This is a genomic window from Kamptonema formosum PCC 10802 (genome assembly GCF_000332335.1).
In the GTDB taxonomy this organism is placed as follows: domain Bacteria; phylum Cyanobacteriota; class Cyanobacteriia; order Cyanobacteriales; family Oscillatoriaceae; genus Oscillatoria.
On record NZ_KB235948.1, the window covers coordinates 1,787,105 to 1,812,491 of the forward strand.

16 protein-coding genes are annotated in these 25,387 nt (G+C 55.2%); 7 read left to right on the top strand and 9 right to left on the bottom strand.

Going from position 1 to position 25,387, the window contains the following annotated elements:
- Positions 1–68: 68 nt before the first annotated feature.
- The 3 genes from OSC10802_RS52675 to OSC10802_RS0107650 form a co-directional block, all read right to left on the bottom strand.
- Positions 69–899 carry a ParB N-terminal domain-containing protein gene (locus tag OSC10802_RS52675; protein WP_017716200.1) on the bottom strand — a complete coding sequence of 277 codons (831 nt, stop codon included), beginning with the start codon at positions 897–899 and terminating at the stop codon, positions 69–71.
- A complete protein-coding gene (locus OSC10802_RS0107645) occupies positions 900–2,528 on the bottom strand; it encodes an AAA family ATPase (protein WP_017716201.1) in 1,629 nt (542 codons plus the stop codon).
- Positions 2,529–2,863: 335 nt separating this feature from the next.
- Positions 2,864–3,301, bottom strand: coding sequence for an HHL1-like protein (locus tag OSC10802_RS0107650; RefSeq protein ID WP_026098258.1), 438 nt, complete (start codon positions 3,299–3,301; stop codon positions 2,864–2,866).
- Between the two features lie 289 nt (positions 3,302–3,590).
- Between OSC10802_RS0107650 and OSC10802_RS0107655 the strand changes: the two genes are divergently transcribed.
- A complete protein-coding gene (locus OSC10802_RS0107655) occupies positions 3,591–4,523 on the top strand; it encodes a ParA family protein (RefSeq protein ID WP_026098259.1) in 933 nt (310 codons plus the stop codon).
- A 158-nt stretch (positions 4,524–4,681) separates the two neighbouring features.
- Here the strand turns inward: OSC10802_RS0107655 and OSC10802_RS0107660 are convergent, their stop codons facing one another.
- The gene (locus OSC10802_RS0107660) at positions 4,682–5,611 is read right to left on the bottom strand and encodes a ribonuclease D (RefSeq protein ID WP_017716204.1); all 930 of its coding nucleotides are present in this window, start codon (positions 5,609–5,611) and stop codon (positions 4,682–4,684) included.
- Positions 5,612–5,901: 290 nt separating this feature from the next.
- Between OSC10802_RS0107660 and OSC10802_RS0107670 the strand changes: the two genes are divergently transcribed.
- Positions 5,902–6,135: a hypothetical protein gene (locus OSC10802_RS0107670; RefSeq protein WP_026098260.1), complete on the top strand. Its 234-nt coding sequence runs from the start codon at positions 5,902–5,904 to the stop codon at positions 6,133–6,135.
- Positions 6,136–6,340: 205 nt separating this feature from the next.
- Here OSC10802_RS0107670 and ileS read toward each other — a convergent pair whose 3' ends face one another.
- Positions 6,341–9,250: an isoleucine--tRNA ligase gene (ileS, locus tag OSC10802_RS0107675; RefSeq protein WP_017716206.1), complete on the bottom strand. Its 2,910-nt coding sequence runs from the start codon at positions 9,248–9,250 to the stop codon at positions 6,341–6,343.
- Between the two features lie 873 nt (positions 9,251–10,123).
- On the opposite strand from ileS, the gene OSC10802_RS39135 reads away from it, so the two are divergent.
- The 3 genes from OSC10802_RS39135 (at position 10,124) to OSC10802_RS0107690 (ending at position 13,393) form a co-directional block, all read left to right on the top strand.
- Positions 10,124–12,097 carry an AAA-like domain-containing protein gene (locus OSC10802_RS39135; protein ID WP_017716207.1) on the top strand — a complete coding sequence of 658 codons (1,974 nt, stop codon included), beginning with the start codon at positions 10,124–10,126 and terminating at the stop codon, positions 12,095–12,097.
- Positions 12,098–12,568: 471 nt separating this feature from the next.
- The gene (locus OSC10802_RS0107685; RefSeq protein WP_017716208.1) at positions 12,569–12,856 is read left to right on the top strand and encodes a type II toxin-antitoxin system TacA family antitoxin; all 288 of its coding nucleotides are present in this window, start codon (positions 12,569–12,571) and stop codon (positions 12,854–12,856) included.
- Positions 12,857–12,859: 3 nt separating this feature from the next.
- Complete coding sequence (locus OSC10802_RS0107690; RefSeq protein WP_017716209.1) at positions 12,860–13,393, top strand: GNAT family N-acetyltransferase; 534 nt, start codon at positions 12,860–12,862, stop codon at positions 13,391–13,393.
- Positions 13,394–13,566: 173 nt separating this feature from the next.
- Here OSC10802_RS0107690 and OSC10802_RS0107700 read toward each other — a convergent pair whose 3' ends face one another.
- Together OSC10802_RS0107700 and OSC10802_RS52680 are read right to left on the bottom strand one after the other, a co-directional pair.
- A complete protein-coding gene (locus OSC10802_RS0107700) occupies positions 13,567–16,146 on the bottom strand; it encodes a penicillin acylase family protein (protein WP_017716211.1) in 2,580 nt (859 codons plus the stop codon).
- Positions 16,147–16,333: 187 nt separating this feature from the next.
- Entirely contained in the window at positions 16,334–17,938 is a 1,605-nt protein-coding gene (locus OSC10802_RS52680; protein WP_017716212.1) for a Ycf66 family protein, read from the bottom strand.
- 614 nt (positions 17,939–18,552) lie between these two features.
- Between OSC10802_RS52680 and gnd the strand changes: the two genes are divergently transcribed.
- Positions 18,553–20,049, top strand: coding sequence for an NADP-dependent phosphogluconate dehydrogenase (gene gnd / locus OSC10802_RS0107710; RefSeq protein ID WP_017716214.1), 1,497 nt, complete (start codon positions 18,553–18,555; stop codon positions 20,047–20,049).
- 397 nt (positions 20,050–20,446) lie between these two features.
- Here the strand turns inward: gnd and OSC10802_RS0107720 are convergent, their stop codons facing one another.
- A complete protein-coding gene (locus OSC10802_RS0107720; protein ID WP_017716216.1) occupies positions 20,447–22,408 on the bottom strand; it encodes a serine/threonine-protein kinase in 1,962 nt (653 codons plus the stop codon).
- 185 nt (positions 22,409–22,593) lie between these two features.
- Here OSC10802_RS0107720 and OSC10802_RS55490 point away from each other — a divergent pair, with 185 nt between their 5' ends.
- Entirely contained in the window at positions 22,594–22,716 is a 123-nt protein-coding gene (locus OSC10802_RS55490; protein ID WP_017716217.1) for a hypothetical protein, read from the top strand.
- A gap of 569 nt (positions 22,717–23,285) precedes the next feature.
- Here the strand turns inward: OSC10802_RS55490 and OSC10802_RS0107735 are convergent.
- The gene (locus OSC10802_RS0107735) at positions 23,286–25,160 is read right to left on the bottom strand and encodes a WD40 repeat domain-containing serine/threonine-protein kinase (protein ID WP_017716218.1); all 1,875 of its coding nucleotides are present in this window, start codon (positions 25,158–25,160) and stop codon (positions 23,286–23,288) included.
- Between the last annotated feature and the right edge of the window lie 227 nt (positions 25,161–25,387).

A 25,387-nucleotide genomic window follows, 5' to 3' on the forward strand; every position in this document is an offset into this window, starting at 1 on the left:
CAGGCGAGACGCCTGCCCTACGGGTTTCCCTGCCGGTGCCTCGTTCCGAGGATAAACTCCCCTACAGCCTAATCAAGGATCTCTCCAATCTCTTGCAGCTTTTGGTAAGTTCCCTTCGCAAAGCCCTCAATTTTATTAGGGCCCGTCTTAGTAGATTTTTCAAGGTTATCCCAACTTAAAATTTTCCCGGGTTTCTTCCAGTATTCAATGGCTTGGCATGAGGCTTTTATTTGATTGGGTGTGGCTTTAATCTCTTTCAATGCCCGCTGAATTTCTGCGCGGGTTGCCTCCCGTAAATTCAACTTGGCGGGTTGGGCGGGTTTGGCGGATTTCGGTGTTTGGACAGCTTCAGGCTCTCTCTCAGGTGCCGGCTGGCTGATTTCCTGCGGTTCCAGTTGCTTTTTCACAGCATCTTCCACCATCCCCCTGAGAGATTGCTCCATTTTATGGCTGATGGCATCTACTCTCTCCTCCAAGGATTTCCCCAGTTGCAGCAGCAGATTTTTTATCTCTTGCATGTCCCCAGAAGAAGACGTTAGGGGAGGTTGGGCTTCAATGCTAGAAGCCGCCGGCTGCCGGCTGTCAGATTCTCGCATCCTGAGCGCTTTAATTTGCTCTAGGAGGACTTCCTCATTCTCAGCATCAATGATAAATGCCCCGATCATCTCGCCCTTCCGAGGATCTATCTCCCTCGCTCTTGCAGCAACATGGTACTCAAAATCTCCGCCCACCACCTCGTAAGATTCCAGACTCGTCCTCCGAATAACGAGGGGGTTGATGATTCCTTCGGCTTTTAAGACTAACTGGGCAGCCCGCTCCAACTCCTCCTCGGAAAAATTCGAGCGGGGGACCGCAGAGTTAATCTTTTTCACAGCGACAAGCGCAGTTGAGAGTTTCATTTATTCAGTCCTATTGCCTATTGCTTTCAAAACTTCTTTAGCCAGCTGTTCAAATTCTTTGGCGGATTCGCCAAAGGGCTTAAAATCAAACACAGACCTGGGGTCTGGAATCTGCAAGTCTCCTACATATAGCGTCTGCTCTAGGCACTTTGACAGCTCATCCCTTTGATAGATAATCGTATTCATTACCTTCAAGTCATACCGTTTTGGCACGATTTCTATGTGTCTGGGTAAAGTATATTCTATGAATCGAGCATTTGTCGAGATTTTACAAGGAAGAACTCCCAGGATCTCTATGGGTTGCTTGCTGATAAACCTCCTGAACTCATTTGTCTTTTTTACGAAAGTTTTTACATTGACCAGCCCCTGGTTGGCAAAGGGCTTCAGATCCGAAGGAACGATCAGGTAGTCCGCTGTAATCAGCGCAATCCGGGCGTAAAGGTTCAGCGATGGGGGCGTGTCAATAATTACAATATCATATTTATCTTCTACATCCTTGAGTTTCTTTACGAGCATCAGCTTGCTGTAATCCAGCCGGTTCAGCTCATCTTCATACTGCATCAAAGTGATGTGGGAGGGCACAACATCAATTTCTGGATCGTTATACTGGGATTTCTTCGCAACTTCTTGGATGGAGTAGAAGTCTTCTGACTGCAAGACGTGGGCGACATGGCAGTCTTTGATATCATCAAACTCCTCATCCTCAAATTTTACCAGGCCGGCGGCAAATGTCGTGTTGGCTTGGCTGTCCAAATCGATGACCAGGACTCTCTTGCCTTTTTTTCTCAGCGCAGCTGCTAGGTTGACCACAGTTGTTGTCTTGCCTACGCCACCCTTGTTGTGATAAACTGCAATTATTTTCACAGGATGTTGCCTCTTGACTTCGGAACTTGGAGCGCAGATGGGTTGCGGGTTGACTTGAACCGGCTGAGGTGCCGGCTCAGGTGCCGGCTCAGGTGCTGCTACCCCCTCAAAAGTTTGCTGGGAGATGGGTTGAGGGTGTTGCGCACCAGAAGGATGATTGAAACTTTTCCCACTCCTCGAAAATCCCCTCTCGCTCCCCCTCCCCGTGCGCGGGGAGGGGGTTGGGGGGTGGGGTTCTTCATCGCACAAATGTGCGACGCCTGGTTGAGAGGGGAGTGGGTTCGGCTGAGACTCTAGCACTGCGGGAGACCTTAGAGCCGGTCTTGTCTTCAGGCTGTCTTTCCCAATTATAGCTTTAATCTCTTCGATTTTAGCATCAACTTCTTTCCCCTCACACTGAAAGACTAGCTCAATATCATCACTTATTTTTTCATAGATTCGGAGTTCTTTGCCATTCGTCAGCAGCCCGTACCGGATATTCAAGCTTGTCAGGTAACGCCTGAATTTCCGGAGATGCCGGTCTAATTTTTGCCGGGGGGACTTCGCCTCGATAACCACACTCAGCGGCGAGCTGGCATCCAGCACAAATGGCAGCCTTTGGGTGGCAAATGCTAAGAAATCTAAACGGATCGTCCCAAAACTGACTTCTTGATGCCAAGTTTCGGGAGGGTAGCCTAACTTCGGGAGTAGATAGCTGACAATGAGTTTGCTTTCTACTTCGCTCTCGTTGCGGCAAAACTCAGGATTGAAACTCAATTCTGACATGACTTTGTAGTGTGGGACCCCCTTGGGGGGATGCTTCTCCCTTGCGCACCGCGAATATGTTCTGACTCAATCTCACCCATCCGCAACCTCTCGCCCGATCTATCTGCCTTCCTGAGACGCTCCCCGAGAACACCTCTTAAGTTTCATATTATCTCTTAGAGCGATCTTTGGCAAGACCCTGCTGTCACTTAAATTGGCTAACTGTAGCGTTCCTCCTTGGGGGGAACGCTACCCACTTACCTGCGAAACATATAACCGGCAATTTGTCAAGCCTTTACCCAGAAACCAGAAACCCGGTTTCTTCAAGAAACCGGGTTTCTCAACGCTCGGCTCGATTAAGCCTGCTTCTTGAGCAGCGCAGAGAAGCTCTCCCTCACCCGGTCGATCGCCCCTTGAAGGATGCCGGCGGGAGAGGGCTGGGGCTCAACCGCCAGCTGGATTGGCTCATCGGCAAAGTCAGCTCCCTTGAGCCGGTAGCCGTATTCCAGATTTTGCTGGTTCTTGCGCAGCACCGGAAACAGGCGAAAAGCCCCTTGGCGCAACTCTTGGGCGCTGTCGGAGATCGCTTTATTAATCTGGCTGGACCGGCTCACCGCCAGAGATCCCACGGGATACCAGTTCTTCTTGTCCTTAATCCGAATGTAGATATTAAACTCTGGCATGCCGTCCGTCTTCATCTTTTCGTACTGATCGGCGGCTTTGGCGCGTTTTTGGGCGCTTTGGCTCGATTTCTTGGGGGTCTGAACTTTGCCGAATCCAGTGCCGGTGGTCATAGTGGTTGCTCCTTTGCGCTCTTTACAAAATTTTACATCATTTTCATAAATCTGGGAAGTGGTGCGAAACATTGCGCTGCCGGCGGTGCCTGGGGTAAAGTAGGGTGCGTGCCGCTCCGCCGGTTGAGCAAGTCCGCCACCAGACCAGCAAAGGTGCCGGCAAGCAGCCCCGACTGGATTGGCCCCAGGCCCTGACAGTGTTAATATCTGTTAAACAGCTACCTCTGGGTAGGGCCACGAACTCTGCCCCGACTCACTCAGGGACAGCATCACGCTTAGGACTCAACGGATGGGATATATAATCGCAACTACCAACATGAAAGGCGGGGTCGGCAAAACCACCCTCACCGTCAACCTGGCCACCTGTCTGGCCAAAATTCACGGCAAGCGGGTCCTGGTCGTGGATCTCGACACTCAAATCAGCGCCACGCTCTCCATGATGTCGCCGGCGGACTTTGCCAAACTGCGGCGAGACAGACGCACCTTAAAGCAGCTAGTTCACGCAACCATCAAATCGGATGGCAGGAGGTTAAATGATATAATTATAGACACGGTTTATGGCTTCGTTTGCAATATCAAAGGTCTGGACTTGTGGCCCGGAGATATAGAGCTGTATGATGAATTTATCGTCTCGGAAGTCTTGCACGAACAAGCGCTCTATAACAGCGATCGCAGCTTTCAAGAAGTTTGGAACCGGTTTGAAAAGCTTTTAATCAAAACCATGTTACAGCCGGTGAGGAGTTCCTATGACTTCATCTTGCTCGATTGCGCTCCCGGCTACAATCTCCTCACCCGCAGCAGCCTCCTAGCTTGCGATTTCTACCTGCTGCCGGCCAAACCCGAACCCCTGTCCCTGCTGGGAGTTCAGCTGCTAGAAAGGCGGATTTCCCAACTCAGAGACACTCACGAATACGAGACTCCCGTGAAGCTAGACATGCTCGGCATTATCTTCACCATGTCCACCAGTCTGCTCGGCGGCAGATATTACAAACAAGTCATGCAGCGAGTGCGAGAGGATTACAGCGAAAACAAAATCTTCAGCACCCACATCCCCACTGATATCAATGTCTCCAAAGCAGTTGACCGCTTCATGCCGGTGGTGCTCACAGATCCCAAATCAGCCGGTGCCCAAGCATTCGCCGCCTTGACCCAAGAGTTTTTACAAAAAATAGAGCAGGCGACAGACCAGGAGCGAAAAAATACCAAATTCCGCTTCGCCTAGCTCCATTAATATAGCAATAGACAGCTCAGTAATGGACACGCTCGATACGAAGTATAGGCGTAGGGCAGGCGCTCCCTCCGTGCCCTCAAGGTCTCGCTTGACAGGCGAGACGCCTGTCCTACGTCCGTGCCCAATTGCCGGCTGCTATAACTCTCGTATCACTCTTCGCTCCCCTCATCTCCCTCATCCCTGTGCTTCTTGGCATGCAAGCGCCAGTTAACAACCCTCTCTTTCACTGAAGGCAGCTCACCGGCAAACGATCCGAGCTGGCTGCGCATCTGTTTCGTCAGCGCCACCGTAAAATCGAAATCCAGCCCCCACTTGAACACCACTTTGGCCAGCTCCGAAAAAGGCACCTTAACACTCACCCGCTCCTCACCGCAGAGCTTCCAGTGTTCCGTCTCCGACACCCCCTGAACCAGCATCGCTTCTTTCAGGCGCTTTTCCAAATAGCTCACCTCTGAATTGAGCAGCTTCAGCTGGTGCCTGAGCTCCCAGTATCGCTGAGAAACCGCCGCAATATCCTCCGTCGCCGGCTCCCAAACGGACTCCCGGGCCAAATCCAGCAGCAGCCGGTGGGCGTGAGCCAAATAAACCGGGTCCATCGTAGCGTAATACAGCTGGTTCTCACTGAGCGGGCGCTGGCCCCAGTCGCTTTGCTGCTCAGATTTTTCCACCTCTGGCAAGTGGCACAGCTGCACCGCCAGAGTTTTCAGCTTCAGATTGCGCACCGGCAGGAGGTACGCCGGCAGCTTCCTGGCCATTTCCCAAGTGCAGGTAACATTCTGCGCCCGGTCCTCCCCCAGGAACCGCAAATCGTAGGCAGCATTGTGAAACACCTTCTCAATCTCGGCGCTGACCATAATCCGCTCAATGAACGCCGCCGCCAGTTGTGGCCTGTCCAGCACGTCCAGCACCCAAACCCGCTCGCCGGTGCGGTCCGCAGGGTCATCCAGCAGCTGAATCAGCGACAGTCTGGGAGTCTCACTCAGATAGTCCGCGATTTCTGTATCCACCCAGAGCGTGCGCGCCTTGGCACACTCACCGATCGCCGCTGCGATCTCCGACGCCTCTGTCAGGTACGGCATGGGCTAAACCCCCCTCTCCCGCTAAAACGGACTCGTTTCAACTCCGCGACCTTCCAGTATATCTTTTTGAGCTCGAACTGTCAACAGGGAATCTTTCATTTCCCTGTGTGAGCTGCGTCACTGCTCCCCCTCCACAGAGTCACAAATTCCAGAGCGCCGGCGTCACCCGAAAATCCCCAAAACATCACGGGGAGCCAAAACGAGCGTCACCGATCAATCTTTTGCCTTCCCCGACACTAGAGATATAAACCTAGTGCATTCACCAACAGAGTGAACTGAGAGGCGTTATGATGGTACTGATTCGTGAAGTTGTCGAGCAAGCTCTGAGAACTGGCTACCTCACCGTAGAAGCCGAAGAGGAGCTGCGCCAGCTCCTAGCCCAAAAATACGACTTAGAAGACCTCAACGCCTTTATGCTCTTGCAGCACGCAGCGATGTCCGGTCGTGTCAAGCAACAGTCCAGGGAGCTGTTCCGCCGACAGAGAGAGGCACAGGAGACTGCCGGTGCGGAGTGGCAGAACTAAGGTGCCTTCCGCCGGCGCTCACCCCCCACAGAACTAGGGTGCCTTCCGCCGGCCCTCGCCTCCCTTATGTGAGGCAAAAAGCGGAGCGGCGCAGTGCCCGCTCCGCCGGCGGCCTCCCGCCTCACCCAAATGAGGCCGCCTCGGCTGCCCAGTGCCCGCCCCCTCCCGCCACACACAAGTGAGAGAGCGCAGCGGGCGCAGCAACTCAGAACTGACCGGCTAGCGCTGGGACGCAGCGCTCGCACAGCAAAGGATGCTCCTCAGATTTGCCCACCTCCGCCGAATAATTCCAGCACCGGTCGCACTTCTGGCCATCCGCCCTCACCACACCGGCACCCAGCGCCTCAGACAGGAAAACAAACTGCAACCCTTCCAAAGGTGCCGGTTCCTGCAGCAATTCCACCTGAGAAGTCAGGAAAAGATAGCGCAGCTCATCGACATTATTTGATGCCGGGATTAGGGGATTTGGGGATTGCGGGTTGAGCGAATGCAGCTTTTGCCGGAGTTCGGCATCCGCCACATACAGCTGCACCTTAGCCTCCAGAGAGGAGCCAATCGCCTTTTCCGCGCGAGATCGCTCCAGCACCTTATTCACCTCACCGCGAAGAAGCCGCAGCTGCTGCCAGAATACAGCCAGTTCTGGGTTTTTCCACCCCTCTTCCAAACGCACCCAGCCGGCTTCAAACACAGACTGGTACGGTGTCGGGTAGGGGAGGTACTGCCAAATATCCTCTGCCATGTGGCACAGCACCGGCGCAATCGCCCGAGCCAGATTTTCCAGCGCCACCGCCAAAACCGTCTGACAGCTGCGCCGGCGGAAACTGTCCGCCGCACTGATATAGAGCCGGTCTTTGGCAATATCCAGATAGAAATTAGACAAATCAACCACGCAGAAATTCTGCACCGTTTGGAAAAAGCGGGAGAACTGGAAAGTCTCAAACGCTTCCGTCACTTCCCCAAACACCTCTGTCATCCGGTGCAGCAGGTAGCGGTCGAGTGCCGGCAGTTTCTCGTAGGGAACCGCATCCTTCGCCGGGTCGAAGTCGTGCAAGTTGCCCAGCAAAAAGCGAGCCGTGTTGCGGATTTTGCCCCGGATGTCGCCCAGCTGCTTGAGCATGTTCTTGCCAATCGGAACATCCGAGGAATAATCTACCGAAGACACCCACAGGCGCAGCAAGTCCGCACCGTATGCCGGCTCCTCTTTTTGATTTTTGCCGCCTTCGATGACAATTTTGGGGTCCACCACATTGCCCAGAGATTTGCTCATTTTGCGCCCTTGCTCGTCGAGGGCAAACCCGTGAGTCAGCACGGTTTTGTAAGGGGCGCAGCCGTTGGTGGCCACACTGGTGAGCAAGCTGGACTGGAACCAGCCCCGGTGCTGGTCAGATCCTTCCAAATACATATCGGCGGGATAGCGCAATTCTGGGCGCTGCGCCGCGACTGCAGCCCAAGAGGAGCCGGAGTCAAACCAGACATCCATCGTGTCGGTGCCTTTGCGGTAGGTTTTGCCGGTGTTGCGATAGGCTTCTGGCAAGAGGTCTTCAACCGGCAGCTCCCACCAGGCATCGGAACCTTTTTCGGCGACAATGGCTTGGACGTAGGCGATGGTTTCTTCGTTGAGAAGGGGTTCGCCAGTTGATTCCTCATAGAATACTGGGATGGGGACGCCCCAGCTGCGCTGGCGGGAGATGCACCAGTCGGAGCGGTCCGCCACCATTGCGGTGATGCGGTTTTCGCCTTGGGCGGGAATCCATTTCACTTCTGCGATGGCTTTGAGGGCGGCTTCGCGGAAGCCTTCCACGGAGGCGAACCACTGCTCTGTGGCGCGGAAGATGGTGGGTTTTTTGGTGCGCCAGTCGTAGGGGTATTTGTGAACGTAGGGCTCTTCTTTGAGGAGGGAGCCGGCACCGGCGAGCGCCTCAACGACGGCGGCGTTGCCGTCACCGAGGACGTTCAAACCGGCAAACTGGCCAGATTCCGAGGTGAAGTTGCCGTTCTCATCCACCGGCGCGAATACCGGCAGCCCGTAGCGCAGCCCTACTTGGTAGTCTTCCAAACCGTGCCCGGGTGCGGTGTGCACCAAGCCGGTGCCCGAATCTGTGGTGATGTAATCGCCGCCGACGACAATCTCGCTCACTCGGTCATACAGCGGGTGTTTGTAGGTTGAGTGTTCAAGCGCTGCTCCTTTGACTGTGGAGAGGACGGTGAGGCTTGTATTAAGGGTGGCGGCGAGCCGGTCAGCCAAATCAGCCGCCACAATCAGGTATTTTTGACCGGCAAGTTCCGAACCCGCTTCCACCACAGCATAGGTTAGGTCGGGGTTGACGCTCACCGCCAGGTTCGCCGGAATTGTCCAGGGTGTGGTTGTCCAGATCGCCACTTTCAGTTCCGGCAAATAAGTTTGCCATTCTGCGGGAAGTGTGGATGCCAGACTCACCATCTCAAAAGCGGCGTAGAGGCTGCGGGAGGTGTGAGTGGGGCGACCTTGGGAATCTTCGGGATATTCCAGTTCGGCTTCGGCGAGGGCGGTTTTGGAGCTGGGGCTCCAGTGCACCGGCTTGCGCCCCCGGTAGATGTAGCCTTTGAGCACCATCTTGCCAAAAACGCCAATTTGTGCTGCTTCGTATTCGGGAGTCAGGGTGAGGTAGGGGTGCGCCCAGTCGCCCCAGACGCCGTAGCGCTGGAAGTCTTGTTTTTGTTGAGCGACGGTTTTGAGGGCGAAGTCGCGGGCTCTGTGGCGCAGTGTCAGGGGCGTGAGCTCTCTGCGCTCCTCTGGCTTCATGTCTTGCAGGACTTTGAGTTCGATGGGCAAGCCGTGACAGTCCCAACCGGCAACGTAGCGTACTTTGCGCCCTTGGAGGAGCTGGTAGCGGTTGATGATGTCTTTGAGGATTTTGTTGAGGGCGTGACCGATGTGGAGGTTGCCGTTGGCGTAGGGCGGGCCGTCGTGCAAAATAAACAAATCACCCGGATTTTCCTGTGAGAGTCGCTCGTAAATCTTGTGTTCCGCCCAAAATTGTTGCAGTTCCGGTTCGCGTTTGAGGGCGTTGGCCCGCATGTCAAAGTCGGTCTTGGGCAGGTTTACGGTGTCTTTGTAACTCTTTGCTTCTGTCACAGTTGTAACGCCGGTAGGGGATGAGAGTTCTGCTGGATCTATATTATAAAAGCTGCGGGGAGCACCGGCTGCTGGGGGGGCCGGGTGCCGGTGGGGGTTTGGTGAGCCACCCCCCTTCCGGTTACGCCAAGAGAAGAGCGCGTTCGAGCTCAGAGCTCCATCGTTCGAGCTCGGAGGTCCACCGTTCGAGCTCGGAGGTCCACCGTTCGAGCTCTGAGGTCCATCGTTCGAGCTCGGAGGTCCACCGTTCGAACTCGGAGGTCCACCGTTCGAGCTCGGAGGTCCATCGTTCGAGCTCTGAGCTGCATCGTTCGAGCTCTGAGGTCCATCGTTCGAGCTCTGAGGTCCATCGTTCGAGCTCGGAGGTCCATTTCCCTCGTTCCGGGGCTACCTTATGGGAGACGCAGAGCGGGAGGCGCTGACTTGAAAAGGTTTGTAGTTGGGCTTTAGCCCACACCGGCTGGCCAGAAGGAACTCGGCAATCAGGCTAATATGAAAGATAGGGTTATCGCTGTTAAGCCTGAATCGGGGCCAGAAAATGGGTTCTTCTGTAGGAATGCTCAGGTTATCTGCTTACCCTGTACAGGAAACCCGGTTTCTTGTGACTCATGGGGCGAGAAACCGGCTTTCTTTTGTAGGAATGCTCTCTTTGGGCTAAAGCCCAACTACGAACGGTGGGGCTCAAGCCCAACTACGAACGGTGGGGCTCAAGCCCAACTACGAACTTTGGGGCTAAAGCCCAACTACGAACTTTGGGGCTAAAGCCCAACTACAAACGGTGGGGCTAAAGCCCTACTACGAACGGTGGGGCTAAAGCCCTACTACGAACGGTGGGGCTAAAGCCCTACTGCAAACGACCAGGTGAAGCATCCCATGAACACAGAAGAAAACTCAATCTATCACATTGGCGGCTCTCTCCCCGCTGACGCCCCGACTTATGTAAAGCGACCGGCTGATGGCGAACTGTATGAGGCGATAATGGCTGGGGAATTTTGCTATGTGCTCAATTCGCGGCAGATGGGCAAATCCTCGCTCAGGGTGCGCACGATGCAGCGGCTGAAAGCTGAAGGGGTTGCCTGCGCGGCGCTCGATTTAACGGCAATTGGCAGCCTGGACTTGACTTTAGAGCAGTGGTATGCCGGCATGCTCCGAACTCTGGTCAGGAGTCTGGAACTAGCGGACAAGGTTAATGTGCGGAATTGGTGGAAAGAGCGGGAATTTCTCTCGCCGGTGCAGCGGATGGATGAGTTTATCGAGTCGGTGCTGCTGGCAGAGATATCTGCTAAAATTGTAATATTTATAGATGAGATAGACAGCATTCTCAGTTTGAAGTTTGACACGGATGATTTCTTTGCCCTGATAAGAGCCGGTTACAACAAACGCGCGGACAAGCCAGAATACAGCCGGCTGAGCTTTGTGCTGCTGGGGGTGTGCACTCCCTCGGATTTGATTGAGGACAAGAACCGGACGCCGTTTAATATTGGCAGGGCGATTGCGATGACCGGCTTTCAACTGCCGGCGGCTCTCCCCCTGGCTAAAGGACTGTCAGGGGCGGTAGAGAATCCAGAGCCGGTGTTGGGTGAGATATTGGCGTGGACAGGGGGGCAGCCGTTTCTCACGCAGAAGGTGTGTAAATTGGTTGGTGTGAACCGCCAAGACGCAGAGAGCGCCAAGAAAGAGGGTGAGGCGTCTTGGGTTGGAAAGTTAATACAAGTGCGGGTGATTGAAAATTGGGAGGCGCAGGATGAGCCGGAGCATTTAAAGACGATTCGGCTGAGGATTCTCAGAAGTGAGGGACGGGCAAGCCGGCTGTTGGGATTGTACCAGGAAATTTTGCGCTCAGGGGGAGTTGCGGCGGATGACTCACCGGAACAAATGGAGTTGCGGCTGTCGGGGTTAGTGGTGAGGCAGCTTGGGAGGCTGGAAGTGGCTAACCGCATTTACGGGGAGGTGTTTAATGCCGGTTGGGTGGAGAAAGAATTAGGCAATCTCCGCCCTTATGCGGAGGTGTTCCGAGCTTGGCTTGCTGCTGGCAGACAGGATGAATCCAGGCTGTTGCGGGGACAGGCGCTGCGCTCCGCGCTCGCCTGGGCGGCGAGTAAAAGTTTGAGCAATGAAGACTATCAGTTTTTGACAGTGAGCCAGCAAGTGGATTTGGCGGCGGAGCAACAAGCCAGAGAGATCGAAAAGCTGGAAGCGGAGATTGCTCTGGAGGCGGAAAAAAAGGCAAGGGTAGACGCCGAGCTGGATCGGGAGAAAAAAGTCCGCCAAGTCGCTCAGGGAAGAAATAGAATTGCGGCGGTTTTGCTGCCTTTGGTGGCAGCGGTGAGCGGTTTGGCAGTGTTTCAGTGGGGAGAAGCCGAAAAGTTTCAAAAAGCCAAAGCGCTAGATCCGAACCGGGAACTCAATCCCGAAGCTGACGCACGGCAATTTGCCGCGAAATCTTTGATTTTCAAGGGACGAAGCCTTGTGCGGGAGGGAAAAGTCAGGGAAGCTATAGCAGCATACGCCCAAGCGCAGAAGCTGGCTCCAGCGCTGGAAATTTCAGCTGGTTTTTGGAATTCCCTCTGTCGGTACGGCAGCCTGCACCGGCATGCCACAGACGTGATGTTTGCCTGTGAGAAGGCGGTGGCGCTTGCGCCTGAGAATGGAAGTTATCGGGACAGTCGCGGTGTTGCTAGGGCGATAGCCGGCAATAAAAAAGGAGCAATTGAGGACTTTCAGGCATTTATCAAGTGGACTGACAGTGCTGATGATAAATCGCAACGGCAGCGCTGGATTGATGCCCTCCGCGCGAATAAGAATCCTTTCACAGATGAAGAGATTTCGAGGCTGTTGAAGAAGTAATATTCCACCTTCCAGCCTCAGGCTGGGAACGCCACTCGGTCAGCTCTGCCTCCTTTTGCTCGCGCCCAACGCGAAATTCAGAAACCCGCGCTTTTCTCGCGCTCGCCGGCGCGGGTTTACAAATATATTTTGCGCTCGCCGCAAATCCCTTTGGCGAGCCCGCCCCTACAGGGTGCCGGTGCGGACTTTTGAACTTCTTGAAACCCGCGTAGGCGGGTTTCGTCTGTATAGCTGCGGTTTCCAACCGCCAAGCCCCCCCAACTTTAAGCGATAAATCCCCGGCGAATGGAATAGCCTCTTTCCCATCGCCAGGAAACAAGCCAAAGTCAGATGCTCCCAGCGGAATATCGCTTAATAGCTTCCTGGAGAGGGAGGCAATGCCCCAGGACCATCCGAGTCAAGAGTTGCCGGCATGTAACATGACTCCAGAGAGTAGTGCTATACTGGTAATAGCGCGAAGCAGGAGAAGTTATGACAGCACCGGCCCATTCCCAAGAAACCACAATCGAGCTGAAAATCAGCGAAGAACATAAGGAAACCTTAGAAAAAGCTGCCGCGATGACGGGACTCAGCCTTAACGACTATGTGGTTCACCAAGCCCTGACTGCAGCTATGGATCACATAGCGTCCTATGGTAAAATGGTTCTGTCCGATCGCGACAGAGAAATCTTCATGGCAGCCCTGGAGAACCCATCAGAACTCAATCCGAGACTGAAAGCAGCTATCAAAAGCTACAGGGATGAATGCGGACAGGCGTGAGTGATGGAATGGACTTTTTGTTCTATTGATGATGACCGGCTCAAAAAGAATGATTTCGACTGCGGCGTGCCAGCCTTAAATGATTACCTGATAAAATACGCTCGCCAAAACCATAAGAAAGGGATAGCCAAAACCTTTGTGGCGATTGCGAACCCTGGAAATTGGGAAGTGGCAGGCTATTATTCCCTCAGTATGGGAGAAATTGAATTTGAATCCCTTCCCGAAAGGTACAGGAGAGGATTGCCCCGCTACCCCCTTCCCGCAGTGCGTATCGGAAAGCTGGCTGTATCTCAATCAATGCAGGGAAGAAGACTGGGAGAGAAACTCCTGATGGACGCTCTCAATAAAGCTGTTCGACTTTCCCAGGATATCGGCGTATTTGCGGTGACAGTTGACGCCCTCAACGAGCCAGTAAAGCAGTTTTATCTGAAATACGGGTTCCTGCCATTAGAGAACAGCGATCTCTCACTGTTTATTCCCATCAGAAGCATAGTGGGAGCCTTTGAATCGGCTAAAAAGATGGTATTTATCGCTTAAAGTTGGGGGTGGTTTGGCGGTTGGAAACCGCAGCTATACAGACGAAACCCGCCTGCGCGGGTTTCAAGAAGTTCAAAATTACGCGCCGGCAGACTTCCTTTGACGAGCCGCGATTTCCCTTTCCAATCGCCTGGAAACTAGCCAAGGGAACCAAAAAGGATGATTTCAACTCCTCAAGGCTGCAGCGTCAGGCGCTTCCCACCGGCACCCACAGCCTCCCGCTCCCACAGCATCGGGTGATATTCAATCTGACGCCACAGCTCAATCATATCATCATAATGCCCGTGAAAAGCGTGCCCCGACTGGCCGGTGCTGTTAATAGAAAGCGAATTTTCCAACTTAGCCAAATCCACCACCATCCGCATTGACGGCAGCCAAGTCACTGCGAAAGACTCAGCCGCATTCCACTGAGTTGCATTCACAATTGAACTCCCACCGGCAGTCGGAAAAGCCCCCCGATTTAACAGAAACTCAATCGCAGCAACCCCCGATTTCCCCAAAGTCAAATTGCGGAAAGTAATGGTGTGCAAATCGCCCCAGCGCCACCGACTCGCATCTTTCCCCAAACTCCGCTCCAACTCAGCCACCGCCTCCGCAAACGCTTGGCGAAAGATGTCGTCCCGACTCTCAACCGCACGGGTTGTCTTATTATCCCACCAAAAACTCTTCGGCTGTCTCACCAAATTTCGCACCACCTCCACCCAGCGATCGTCCCCATCTGGCCAATATTGTTTCGGCAAATCATCCCCAAATGTATCCGCCAGCAGATGTTTCCAAAACGCCTCAAAAACAGCAGGAGCCGCCCCATCCATATTTTCCTGAAAATCCCAATCCCGCAATAAGCTGCGCACGCTTTCCAGCCGGTTACTGTTCAGGGGAACGCCCAGCAGTGCCGGCACCAGCATCTCGGCGTTGAGATTTTTACTGTCTCCCTGCATTTCCCGCACATCAGCAATATCGATTGGAGTTTTATGCCCTTCAATCATCCCCACAATCCGCTTAGCGCGATATCCGTAATCCCACTCAGTTGTAATAAAATAGGGATACTCCCCGCCCACCGCAGGATTGTTAGCCGTGGCGATATAGCCTTGGGAGGGATTGAACGCAAAAGGCAACTTTTCAAAGGGAATATACCCTTTCCACTCAAAATCGTCCGTCCAGCCGGCAGCCGGATAGCGCCCGTCACCGCCAGCGCGAATGGGAATTTTACCCGGCATCTGGTAGCCGATATTCCCTCCCAGATCCGCATAGACAAAATTTTGCGCCGGCACGTCAAAATTCCTAACTGCTGCGCGAAACTCCTGCCAGTTAGTCGCGCGATTTATCTGCGGAATTGCGTAAACAAGGTTAGAAGGTTCCAGCGCAGTCCAGCGCAAGGCAAGCGCGTAAGTTTTGGGCACCTGAATGCCTTTTTGCTCGTCAAAATCTTTGAGCCTTTTGTAAGTGTCGGAAATCACCGGACCGTGACGGGTGTAGCGCACGGTTTGGGAGACAGACTTGCCACCGGCAACCTGAATATTCTCTTCAACCAGCTGCATATTCTCCCATTTCCCCCTAACTTCATACTGGTTGGGATTCTTGGGATTAATTTTCTCCACATACAAATCCATCACATCCGGGCCAACGTTAGTGATGCCCCAGGCAATGCGGTCATTGTGACCGACAATCACCCCCAGCATGCCGGCAAAAGAAAAGCCGGTGACATCGTAAGGGCAATCAGCTGCTTTCGGGGTGCAGTGCAAGCCGATTTCGTACCAAATTGAGGGCATTTGCACGCCCAAGTGAGGGTCATTTGCCAAAATAGGTTTCCCCGTGCCGGTGCGCTGTCCTGAAATCACCCAGCTATTAGAACCGATGCCACTCCCGCGAGGTCCTAACAGCGCATCCAAGCCGGTAAAATTTGCGGCAGCCAGCTGCAAAGCGGGGGCGATATCAGCAGCTAAGGCAGGATTCATTTCACCTTCCCCAGCACCGGCATCCCCGATCATTTTCCCTTCATCTCCCGATACAGCCGCCATCAATCCCGTCCCCACAACAGGGCTATCTTCAGCTTTCCTGGTGTATTTGGGAAGAATCACCGGCTGGTCTGCGCCATAGGGGGGAAAAAGCTCATCCACTTGTGCCGGTGTCAGAGTTTTCAGCAAAATACTGCGCTGGATTTCCGCACTCATATTATATCCCAAATCCCAAGCCATTGCTTTCCCCCAAGTCAGGGTGTGGAGAGGTTGCCAGGGTTCTGGCTGGTAGCTGGGGTTGAGCAGTTTCAGCACAGCGTATTCCAAGCTGAGGGCGCTGCCTCGGTGGCTGGCAAGATAGGAGTTTACGCCGCTGGCATAAGCTTGCAAATTAGCCGTCATTTCGGCATCGAGTTGCGCTATCTCTTTTTGGGCAATCCGCGCCCATCCCAGCGTGCGGAGGAATTTGTCAGTATTGAGTTGGGACTCACCAAACATTTCCGCAAGGCGTCCCGAACCGATATGCCGCCAAACATCCATTTGCCAGAAGCGATCTTGGGCGTGGGTGTAGCCCTGAGCCATAAACAAGTCGTGCTGGTTGCTCGCGTAAATGTGGGGTACGCCCCACTTGTCGCGCACGACTTCCACTTTATCTTTTAAACCTGCGATTTGAATCGCACCCGTTTCTTGCGGCCAAGATTTCCGGACTGTGCCGGTGACAGCTCCTGCAGCCACAAGGATCAGCGCCAGGATAACTGCAGCAACGATTTTGAATATTCGCCTGAACTTGCCCTTCATAAAAACCACTGAAAAAGTGATATAGCGTTTCTCAGTTGGATGAACTATGGCCCAGAAACCCGGTTTCTTAAAGAAACCGGGTTTCTGAGTGCCTCACCAATCTGAGAAAGGCTATAAGTGAAAGCGCAGAAACCGGGTTTCTGGAAGAAACCCGGTTTCTGTCAGCACTCAACAATCTTTCTTGCTGTTAACTGTTTTCCTCACCGGCACCGGCAGCCTCACTGTCTGCCGGCGGGGGAGTGACAGACTTCGCCTCAGCCGGCTTTTTCTCGGCTTCTACCACTGCGGGATCGGGCCGTTTGGGGCGCAGCAGCGGAGCAAAACCCTCCTCTTTTTTGGGCGCTTCGGCGTCGGAGGGCGGTGCCGGTGGGGCTGCTTCTGGCACCGGCACGGCTTCCTCCAGGGGAGAAACCTCTAGCGCCGCTGCGGGTTGCGGTTCAGCTGCCGCCGGCGCTTCAATTTGGCCTTCCGCACATAAAGCCGGTGGGGCCAGTTCCGCTTCCGGGGCGATTTCCTCAACCGGCACCCCCGCCGCATCTCTCACGTCTTCAGGGGATTTTGTGGCGGCTTCTACCAGTTCTGGACTGGGGGGATTGGGGCGAACCAGTTCTGGCTCTGCCGCCGTGGCGGAGTGTGCCGGTTCAACCCCTGTTGCCACTCCCTCAACGATGACTTCTGTTTCGACAGTTGCCACTTGCAGCTCCACCTCGCCGATGGCCGGTTCCTCCAATTCGTCTGTTACCGGCTTTCCGGGTGCCCGAGGTTCAGATCCCACTGGAATGTGAATCGATTCTGCGGAAGCCGGCTTTGGGGGCACGGGCTCAAAAGTCACATCCATTTCCAGCGGGAAGGCATCGTCATCGCTCAGTTCTCCTGCTGTGTCGGGAACGGCTTTTGCTGGGGGCGTCTTGGGGGCGGGCGGGCTCTTGGGCTTGTTGATCTTGCTCACCAGCCCCTGAATTCCCTGTTGGAGTTTGGCGATCGCTTCGCTCACCGGCGCGAGGATTTTGCCCGCACCGGCACCCGATGCCGGTTTGGCTTTACCCATCGCCGGCAATACCGCAGCTGCTGGGGGTTTTGCCTGTGCGGAAGGCTGTGGGGGCTCGGGCTCAAAGCCTTCTTCCTCCAGTGTTTCTTCTGCTGGTGCGGCAAGGGATTCAGCGGTTGCTCCCTCTAGGGCTGCGGCTGCCGGTATTTTTTCTGGCTCGCTTTGGGGCGGAGGTGGTGCCGGTGCGGCGGCAGCCGGTGGAGCCGGCTGTTCTGCTGCGGGCACTTCTGGCGTCAGCGCTTCAGCAACAGTTGCCGTTGCGGCGACGATCGCTTCTTCCGAAGGCGGGATTTCTTCTGAGAGCGCTTTTGCTGCGGCAGCTTTTTCCGGTTCGGGTGCCGGTGCCGGGGTTTCCACTTTCGGCTGAGGAGTTTGCGCCGGCCCAGCTTTTGGCTGTTGCGGTTTGCCCTTGAACAAGCCGGTGACGCCCCCGCTCAGCTGGGACATGCCGGCGGACAGCTTCTCTTGAGACACCTGAGTCCGCTCTCCGCTTGGGGTGATTTCCCGTCTCAAGCGCAGGGTTTCCCAGCCGAACCAGCCCAAGAGGGCGACGCTGGCGGCTTCTCCAAGGAGCACAGCGCCGGTGATCCGCCCAGCACAGAACCACAACACCAAGGCGTAGAACATTGCCACGCCACTCCAGATAAAGTCCCCTTTGCGATGGACCTCTGGGAAGAAGAAGGCGGCCATGTAAAGGGCAAAGCCACCGATACCTACTGCCAGGGCTAGAATATATGAGAGCATGTTTGCCGGAACCCCCCGCGTCGCACAAGATTTTTCAGCGATTTTTCGTAACCAGGCTTATTTTATCGTTCCCTTCGTCTCTCGATCTCTTTCTTTCGGGGCACTCAGCTGCCCGGTGCCCTCCGCCCGCGTGCGTTCTGCTGTCCTCAGCTGCACGGTGCTACCCTATCCTTTGAGCCTTGCGCAACAGTCTCTAACCCGGAACCGGCACCACCTCCCGGATTCTGTCTGGGCGTCCCCGCCTAGGGCCGCTACCATGCAGGCTCTTGAGCGGTTCCGCCCGCTTAACCCGCCGGTGCCTTTTCTAATTTACGCTTAATTAGTTGCCAATTATTTAATAGCCTTTTGCCTTTTAAAGCTTAAACTATCGAGTAAATCTCTACTCAGTTCAATCATTCTACCAACAGATATAAGATCAGCTTTTTTGAAATCCCCCGGCCAGACTGTGGCGAAAGATACTGTTTCCGGTGAATTGCCGGCAGTTAATTTCTCACGCCCTCAGCGGCTCTCGGCGACTCTTAATGTCTTCTTTACAGGCTCTCCCAGTGAGCTCGGGCTACTCTGAGTGAAGGAGCAGTTACTGTTCTGGAAATTACAGAGTTGAAGATTAACTTATGACAAAGCAGAGCTTTGGTGTGATTGGTTTAGCCGTCATGGGGGAGAACCTGGCGCTGAACGTTGAGCGCAACGGTTTCCCCATCGCGGTGTACAACCGCACTCCCGAGAAAACGGATGCCTTTATGGCCATCCGAGCCAAGGGCAAGAATGTCAAAGCCGCCTATTCCCTGGAAGAATTTGTCCAGTCGCTAGAGCGCCCCCGCAAAATCCTGATTATGGTGAAAGCCGGCGCGCCGGTGGATGGGGTGATTGAGCAGCTCAAACCCCTGCTGGAGCCAGGTGACATCATTATAGACGGCGGCAACTCCCTGTATGAAGATACCGCTCGCCGCACCCGCGACTTGGAGGCGACTGGGTTCCGGTTTATCGGGATGGGAGTCAGCGGCGGTGAGGAAGGGGCGCTGAATGGCCCGAGCCTGATGCCGGGAGGCACGAAAGACTCCTACGAGTATTTGGAGCCAATTTTAGCCAAGATTGCCGCGCAAGTCGATGACGGCCCCTGCGTCACCTATATTGGCCCTGGCGGTGCCGGTCACTACGTCAAGATGGTGCACAACGGCATTGAGTACGGCGACATGCAGCTGATTGCAGAAGCCTATGACCTGCTGGAGAATACCTTGGGGCTCGACCACAACCAGCTGCACGAGGTGTTTGCTGAGTGGAACACCACCGAGGAGCTAAACTCCTATCTGATTGAGATTACAGCGGACATCTTCAAGCAAATCGACCCAGAGACAAACAAGCCTGTGGTTAATTTGATTCTGGATGCGGCTGGGCAAAAAGGCACGGGGCGCTGGACGGTGCAGAGTGCCTTGGAACTGGGCGTGTGCATCCCGACGATGACAGCGGCGGTGAATGGCCGTATTATGTCTTCCTACAAGCAGGAGCGGGTGGCGGCCTCCAAGATGCTCACCGGCCCTTCTGGCAAGTATGAGGGGGATACTAAAGAGTTTATCAACAAAATTCGCGACGCCCTCTACTGCTCAAAGATTTGCTCCTACGCTCAGGGCATGGCGCTGTTGACCACAGCGTCCAAGACGTATGGCTACAACTTGAATCTGAGTGAAATTTCCCGGATTTGGAAGGGCGGATGCATTATTCGGGCAGGGTTCCTGAATAAGATAAAAAGCGCTTTCAATGAGAATCCGACTCTGCCAAATTTGCTGTTAGCGCCAGAATTCAAGCAAACGATTTTAGACCGGCAGGATGCCTGGCGGGAGGTAATCGCCGTGTCAGCGAAGCTGGGAGTGCCGGTGCCGGCGTTCAGCGCCTCGCTGGATTACTTCGACAGCTACCGGCGCGACCGCTTGCCGCAAAATCTCACCCAGGCTCAGCGCGACTACTTCGGTGCCCACACCTACGAGCGCGTTGACAAACCCGGCGTCTTCCACACTCAATGGACTGCGGCGTCTGAGGAGACGCTGCAAACTTCCACGCCTCAAGGCCAGCAAGCAGCCAAACCGCTGGAAACCACCGGCTCTATTAAAAGTTAGGTAGCCGGCGCTCTGCGGTTCCCGGGAGGCTCCGCCTCCCTTTAGTCTAATTTTGAATTTTGGATTTTGGATTTTGGATTTTGGATTTTGGATTTTGGATTTTGGATTTCGGATTGGGCATTTGGACGGGGTTCAATTATCACTTCCCTCCTGAACCCTAACCCCTAACCCCGCAGCCCCTAACCCATTCAAGCTAATTTCGGTTAATTAACTTGACATAATTAGCAGTTTAAATGATTTGTGAAAATCTCTATATTCTCTTCCCTTGGCGCTCTTGGCGTCTTGGCGGTTCATTAAAATTATAAACGCTAGATTGCGGGGAATTAACCCAACGCGAAAAAAACAAAGCGGTCGCCAGGCGGAGGCGACCGCAGGAAAAAGGGCTAGCAGCTAATCGCTAAGGGCACAGACGCCAGAGCTTGATAGTGTCATCAAAACTGCCGCTGACGAGAGTTTTACCCACAGGGCTGAACGCCAACTTGACCTCCGATGAGTGCCCCTTGAGCGTGCCCCGCTCCATGCCGGTGTCGGGCTGCCAGAGTTTGATAGTGCCGCTATAATCGCCGCTGGCGACCGTCTGGCCATCCGGGCTGAAGGCGACCGACCAAACTTTATCTGAATGGCCCGTGAAAGAGTTAAGTAACTCGCCGGTTTTTAAATCCCAAATCTTAACAGTGCGATCCCAGCTGCCACTGGCGATTTTTTGGCCATCTGGGCTGACCGCCACGGACCAAACCGCCTCTCCATGACCGTGAAGCGTGCGCCGCAGCTTGCCGGAACGAGCGCTCCACAGCTTGACAGTGCCGTCGGTACTGCCGGTCACCAGGATTTTGCCATCGGGCGAGAAAGCGACCGACTGAACGTCTGCGGTGTGCCCCCGCAGGGTGCGCAGCAATTTGCCGGTGCGGGCGCTCCACAGTTTAACGGTTTTGTCTTCGCTGACACTGGCGATTTTCTGGCTGTCAGGACTGAGGGCAACAGCGAGTACCGCCCCTGAATGGCTGTAGAGCGTGCTTTTCAACTGGCCGGTTTTGAGATTCCAGAGCCTGACCGTCTTGTCCTCGCCGCCACTGGCCAGAATCGCGCCGTCCGAGCTGATGGCCACTGACCACACCGCTCCGGAATGCCCCGCCAGAATGTTAGTCAGCTGGCCGGTGTTCAGCTGCCTGAGCTGGATTGTCCCGTCATAACTGCCGCCGGCGACGGTCTGGCCATCGGGGCTGACGGCCACCGTCCAAAATGGGCCGCTGTTCCCCTCAATGGTGCGCAGGGGTTGAATCTCGTCCCACATGTAGGGGGTTGAGTACCCGATTTCTGGGGGAGCGAGCAGCACCTCTGGGGGCATTAAAGCGGTTTGCGGCACCCGAGCCGGCACGCGAGAGGTGAGGTTCCCCACCAGCAGCGCCACCGCCGCCCCGCCCAAAGCGCTGACCGCCAGCCGCTTCTGGCGGGGGCTGACCGGCGGAAGCATCCACGAATTCAGGTCTTTGAGGACTTCATCGGCGGATTCATAGCGCTGCTTGCTGCTGCGCTGCACCATTTTGTCGAGAATCTGGCCCAAAGAATAGCTGACCGGAGTTTTGATGTAGTCCCGCCACACCCAGGCATCGGCTTTGATATCGAACATATCAAAGGGAGACACTTGAGTGAGCAAATAAATGCAAGTGACGCCCAAGCTATAGAGGTCGCTGCTGCTGGTGGCTTGACCTTTGGTCTGTTCCGGTGCGGCGTACTCGGCAGAGCCGCTGACCGGCCCTTGGGTGCCGAAGCTATAGCCGGTGCGCAGGGAACCGTCTCCAAAATCCACCAAAACCAGGCGGCGGTCCGACCGGCGGCGAATGATATTTTCCGGCTTGATGTCGCCGTGAATCATCTGGCGCTCGTGAACAAACGCCAGCACCGGCAGGATATCCCTGAGCAACTTGCGGATGCTGCTCTCGCTGAACGTGCCGCTAGTGGCCAGGGAGCCGGCTAAATTTTCCCCCTCGATATACTCTTGCACCAAATACTGGTGGCCATCTTCCTCAAAAGACGCCCACAGTTTGGGGATGTGGGGGTGTTTGCCCAACTCATCGAGGCGGGAAGCAAAGATGCGAAATAGCGCCGAACCCCCTCCTTTGACGGAGGTTCCCGAGGGCGTGCTGGCGTCTTGCGGGAAAAACTGCTTGATCGCGCAGCGCGGTTGGGCCGGCTGGTCCTCATCCACGGCGAGATAGGTTCGGCCAAGGGCACCCTGGCCAAGCAGTGCGATGGCCCGGTAGCGGTCCTTGAGCGACAATTTTGACCCACAGGTGAGGCAAAACCCTGTCCCATCAGGATTCTGGGGATTCTGGCAATCGGAATTGAGGCAGTAACTCATACCGCAATGCAATTATAGGTCTGAATTCTATAGTAAGACTTCCCCAGAATTTTCCCCTTTCCGGGTTCGAGCGGCCACAAGTGCCGCCGTCTCTGCCTTTTGACGCCCTTCCCCCTCGCCACCCCCCAGCGGTTGACAATTAAGAATTCTAGCTTGTCGGAAAACAAAGCATTCTCAACTGCAGCTTGGGGCGACTCTCCCTGCGCCTGTCCCGCCTGCAGGGTGCGCTAACAGCGCCGCTCGTCGAGCGGGGAATTGCCACCAACCGGCAGCCGCCGGCTGCTGATAATTTTACCGGCTTTAGTTAGAGGTGAGAGCGCAGGGATTGAGAGCCGGTGCGCTCCCTTGCCGGCCCTAAGACTGCCCGGGAAATTAGGGATAGATTATTATAGCGCTTCTCAGGTGGATGAACTCTGGCCCAGAAACCCGGTTTCTTAAAGAAACCGGGTTTCTCAGTACCTCACTAAGGATGAGAAACGCTATATATCGTCGCGGGCTGATTAATGGGAAAAACCGCGCTCTATCTCCGGGCAGAGGAAAGGAAAGGAGCGAAAATCTCCCTTTGGGGGGAAGAAGAATGTATTCCCGCTCTGTCCCATGAGAAAAAATTCTTCTCGATCTTTCCCCCACCCCCTTTGCCCCCAAGCGGAAGGGGGGGCTTGCTTTGGGCAGGTTTTTGATTTAGCTTATATTAAGGTCAATTCACCCTATAAGAAGGAAGAAAAGTTATCCAGAGCGACCGGGCGACCGAGTGCCGAGCGCACGCGAAACAGGGGGTTGGGGGGGGAGGGTTGAGGACCGGCTGCGGAGTCAGAATTGAGATGACCCCAAGTGCCGGGGCTGTCAAGGCGTGTCGGGGGCTGTCCTGTGAGGTGTCTCACGGCATCTCGCACTGCCAAACCTTGATTTTTTTATCCTGAGCGCAGCTGATCAGGGTTTTGCCATCTCTGGTGAAATGAAGACCAAACACGACGCTGGAATGACCGGGGATGGTTTGAATTGCCTTGCCGGTGCGGGTATTCCACAGCCTGATCCGGCCATCCTTGCCGCTGGTGGCGAGGACGAGGCCATCGGGACGAAAGGTGACCGCCCGCAGGGATTTGATGTGGCCCTTGAAGGTGTGGATCACTTCGCCGGTGCGCAGGTTCAGCAGTCTGGCCATCCTGTCTGTATCGCCGGTGACGGCGAAGGTCTGGCCATCGGGGCTGACGGCGACGGAGTGCCCCCAGACTGCCTCCGCCATGTAGTTGTAAATCCGTTTGCCGCTGGTGACGTGCCAGACTTCACCGCTGGTGACGAGGAATTCGCCATCGGGGCTGAACGCCAGAGCGTCTAACTCGTGGCAAAGCTTCTCGCTCTCGGCGCTCCCCACGGTGTCAAGCAGGGCTCCGCTGCTGAGCTCCCAAAGCTTGACGGTGCCGTAGCGCTCTCCCGTGGCCAGCATCTGCCCGTCCGGACTGAGAGCGAGGGCTGTGATGCTGTGTTCCAGCTTGGCGAGGGTGCGCAGACACTTGCCGGTTTGGGGATTCCACACCTGGACCGTTTGGTTGTTGCTGCCACTGATCAGGCTCTGCCCGTCTTGGCTGAACACTAAGGCGTGCACGTCGTAGCTGTCGGCTTCGATGGTGCGCAGCAGGTTTCCTGTTGGCAAATCCCAGAGCTTGATTGTGCCGTCGTGGCTCCCGGAAGCGAGGGTTTGCTCGTCGGGAGAGAGGGCGATGGCGCGAACGGTTAGGGTGTGCCCCCTGAGGATGTGGGCGCATTTCCACTCCACCGGCTCGACCGGCATCGGTGGGGGCACCGGCAGCAGCGGCTGTGCGTGCCGGGAGGCTCCTGGCTTTGACCCGGGCTGCAAGTCGATGAGGACACCTGCGGCGGATTGATAGCGGTGATGGGGCTGGCGCAGCACCAGCTTGTTGAGTGTCCGGCGCAGTGAGGAGCTGAGGTTGTGCCGCAAGTAATCCTGCCAAACCCAGATATCCTGCCGGCTGTCTAGCAGTTCCAGGGGGTGAATCTGAGTCAGCATCTGGATGCAGGTCACGCCTAAACTGTACAAGTCACTGGCTGGGGTCGCTTTCCCCGAAGCTCGCTCGGGTGCCGCGTGCGGGGAAAGGGCGGTGCCGGGGGCGGTTGCGCCCCTAAAACCCACCAAAACAAAGAGCGGCTCCGGCAGATCGCCGGTGGCGCTGCCGCTGCGGCGGATAATATTTTGCGGCTTGATGTCTCCGTGAACGAGCTGTTTTTCGTGCAGGAGCTGCAGCGCCGACAGCACGTCACTGAGCAGCTTTTGCATTTCCACTTCGGTGAGGGCACCCTCTTTGACTAGCAGTTCCGCCAGGGACAGCCCCTCTACCCATTCGCACACCAAATACTGCTGGCCATCTTGCTCGCAATGCGCCAGCAGTTCCGGAAACTGGGGGTGCTTGCCCAGTTCCGCGAGATGGGCGGCGGTTTGGTCAAATAAGTCGCTTTCCTCTGTTTTGATTGGCTCCGAGCCCGCCCCACCCCAGAGAACTGGCAGCGACGTTGAGGCCGGCGCGCTTTTGCCTTGGGGGGCAAACCGCACGATCGCGCATTGCGGTTTAGACCGCTTGCGCTCATCCGTGGCCAAAAAAGTGCTGCCGCTTTTGCCGATTGGCTGGATGGGCCGGTAGCGTGCCTTGAGCAGCAATTTTGACCCACAACTCTGGCAGCGTTTGGCGTCATCGGGATTTTCGGGGTTCTGACAGTCGGGATTGAGGCAAAAAGTCATAGGTGCAAGGAATCAGCAGCTAGATTCTATGTTAAGCCTTCTCCAGAATGTTGCGGCGGTTATAGCAGCAGTCATATTGGTTAGAACAATTGAAGCTTCGGGAGCGGGGGAGTAAGGGAGGCCGGAATGTACGTTTCCTAAATGCTTACTGCTATATAGACGTAGGTACGGCGTCCGCCGAGCCTGAAAGTCTAATGTTCTAACCTAAGTGCATACTGCTATAAAGC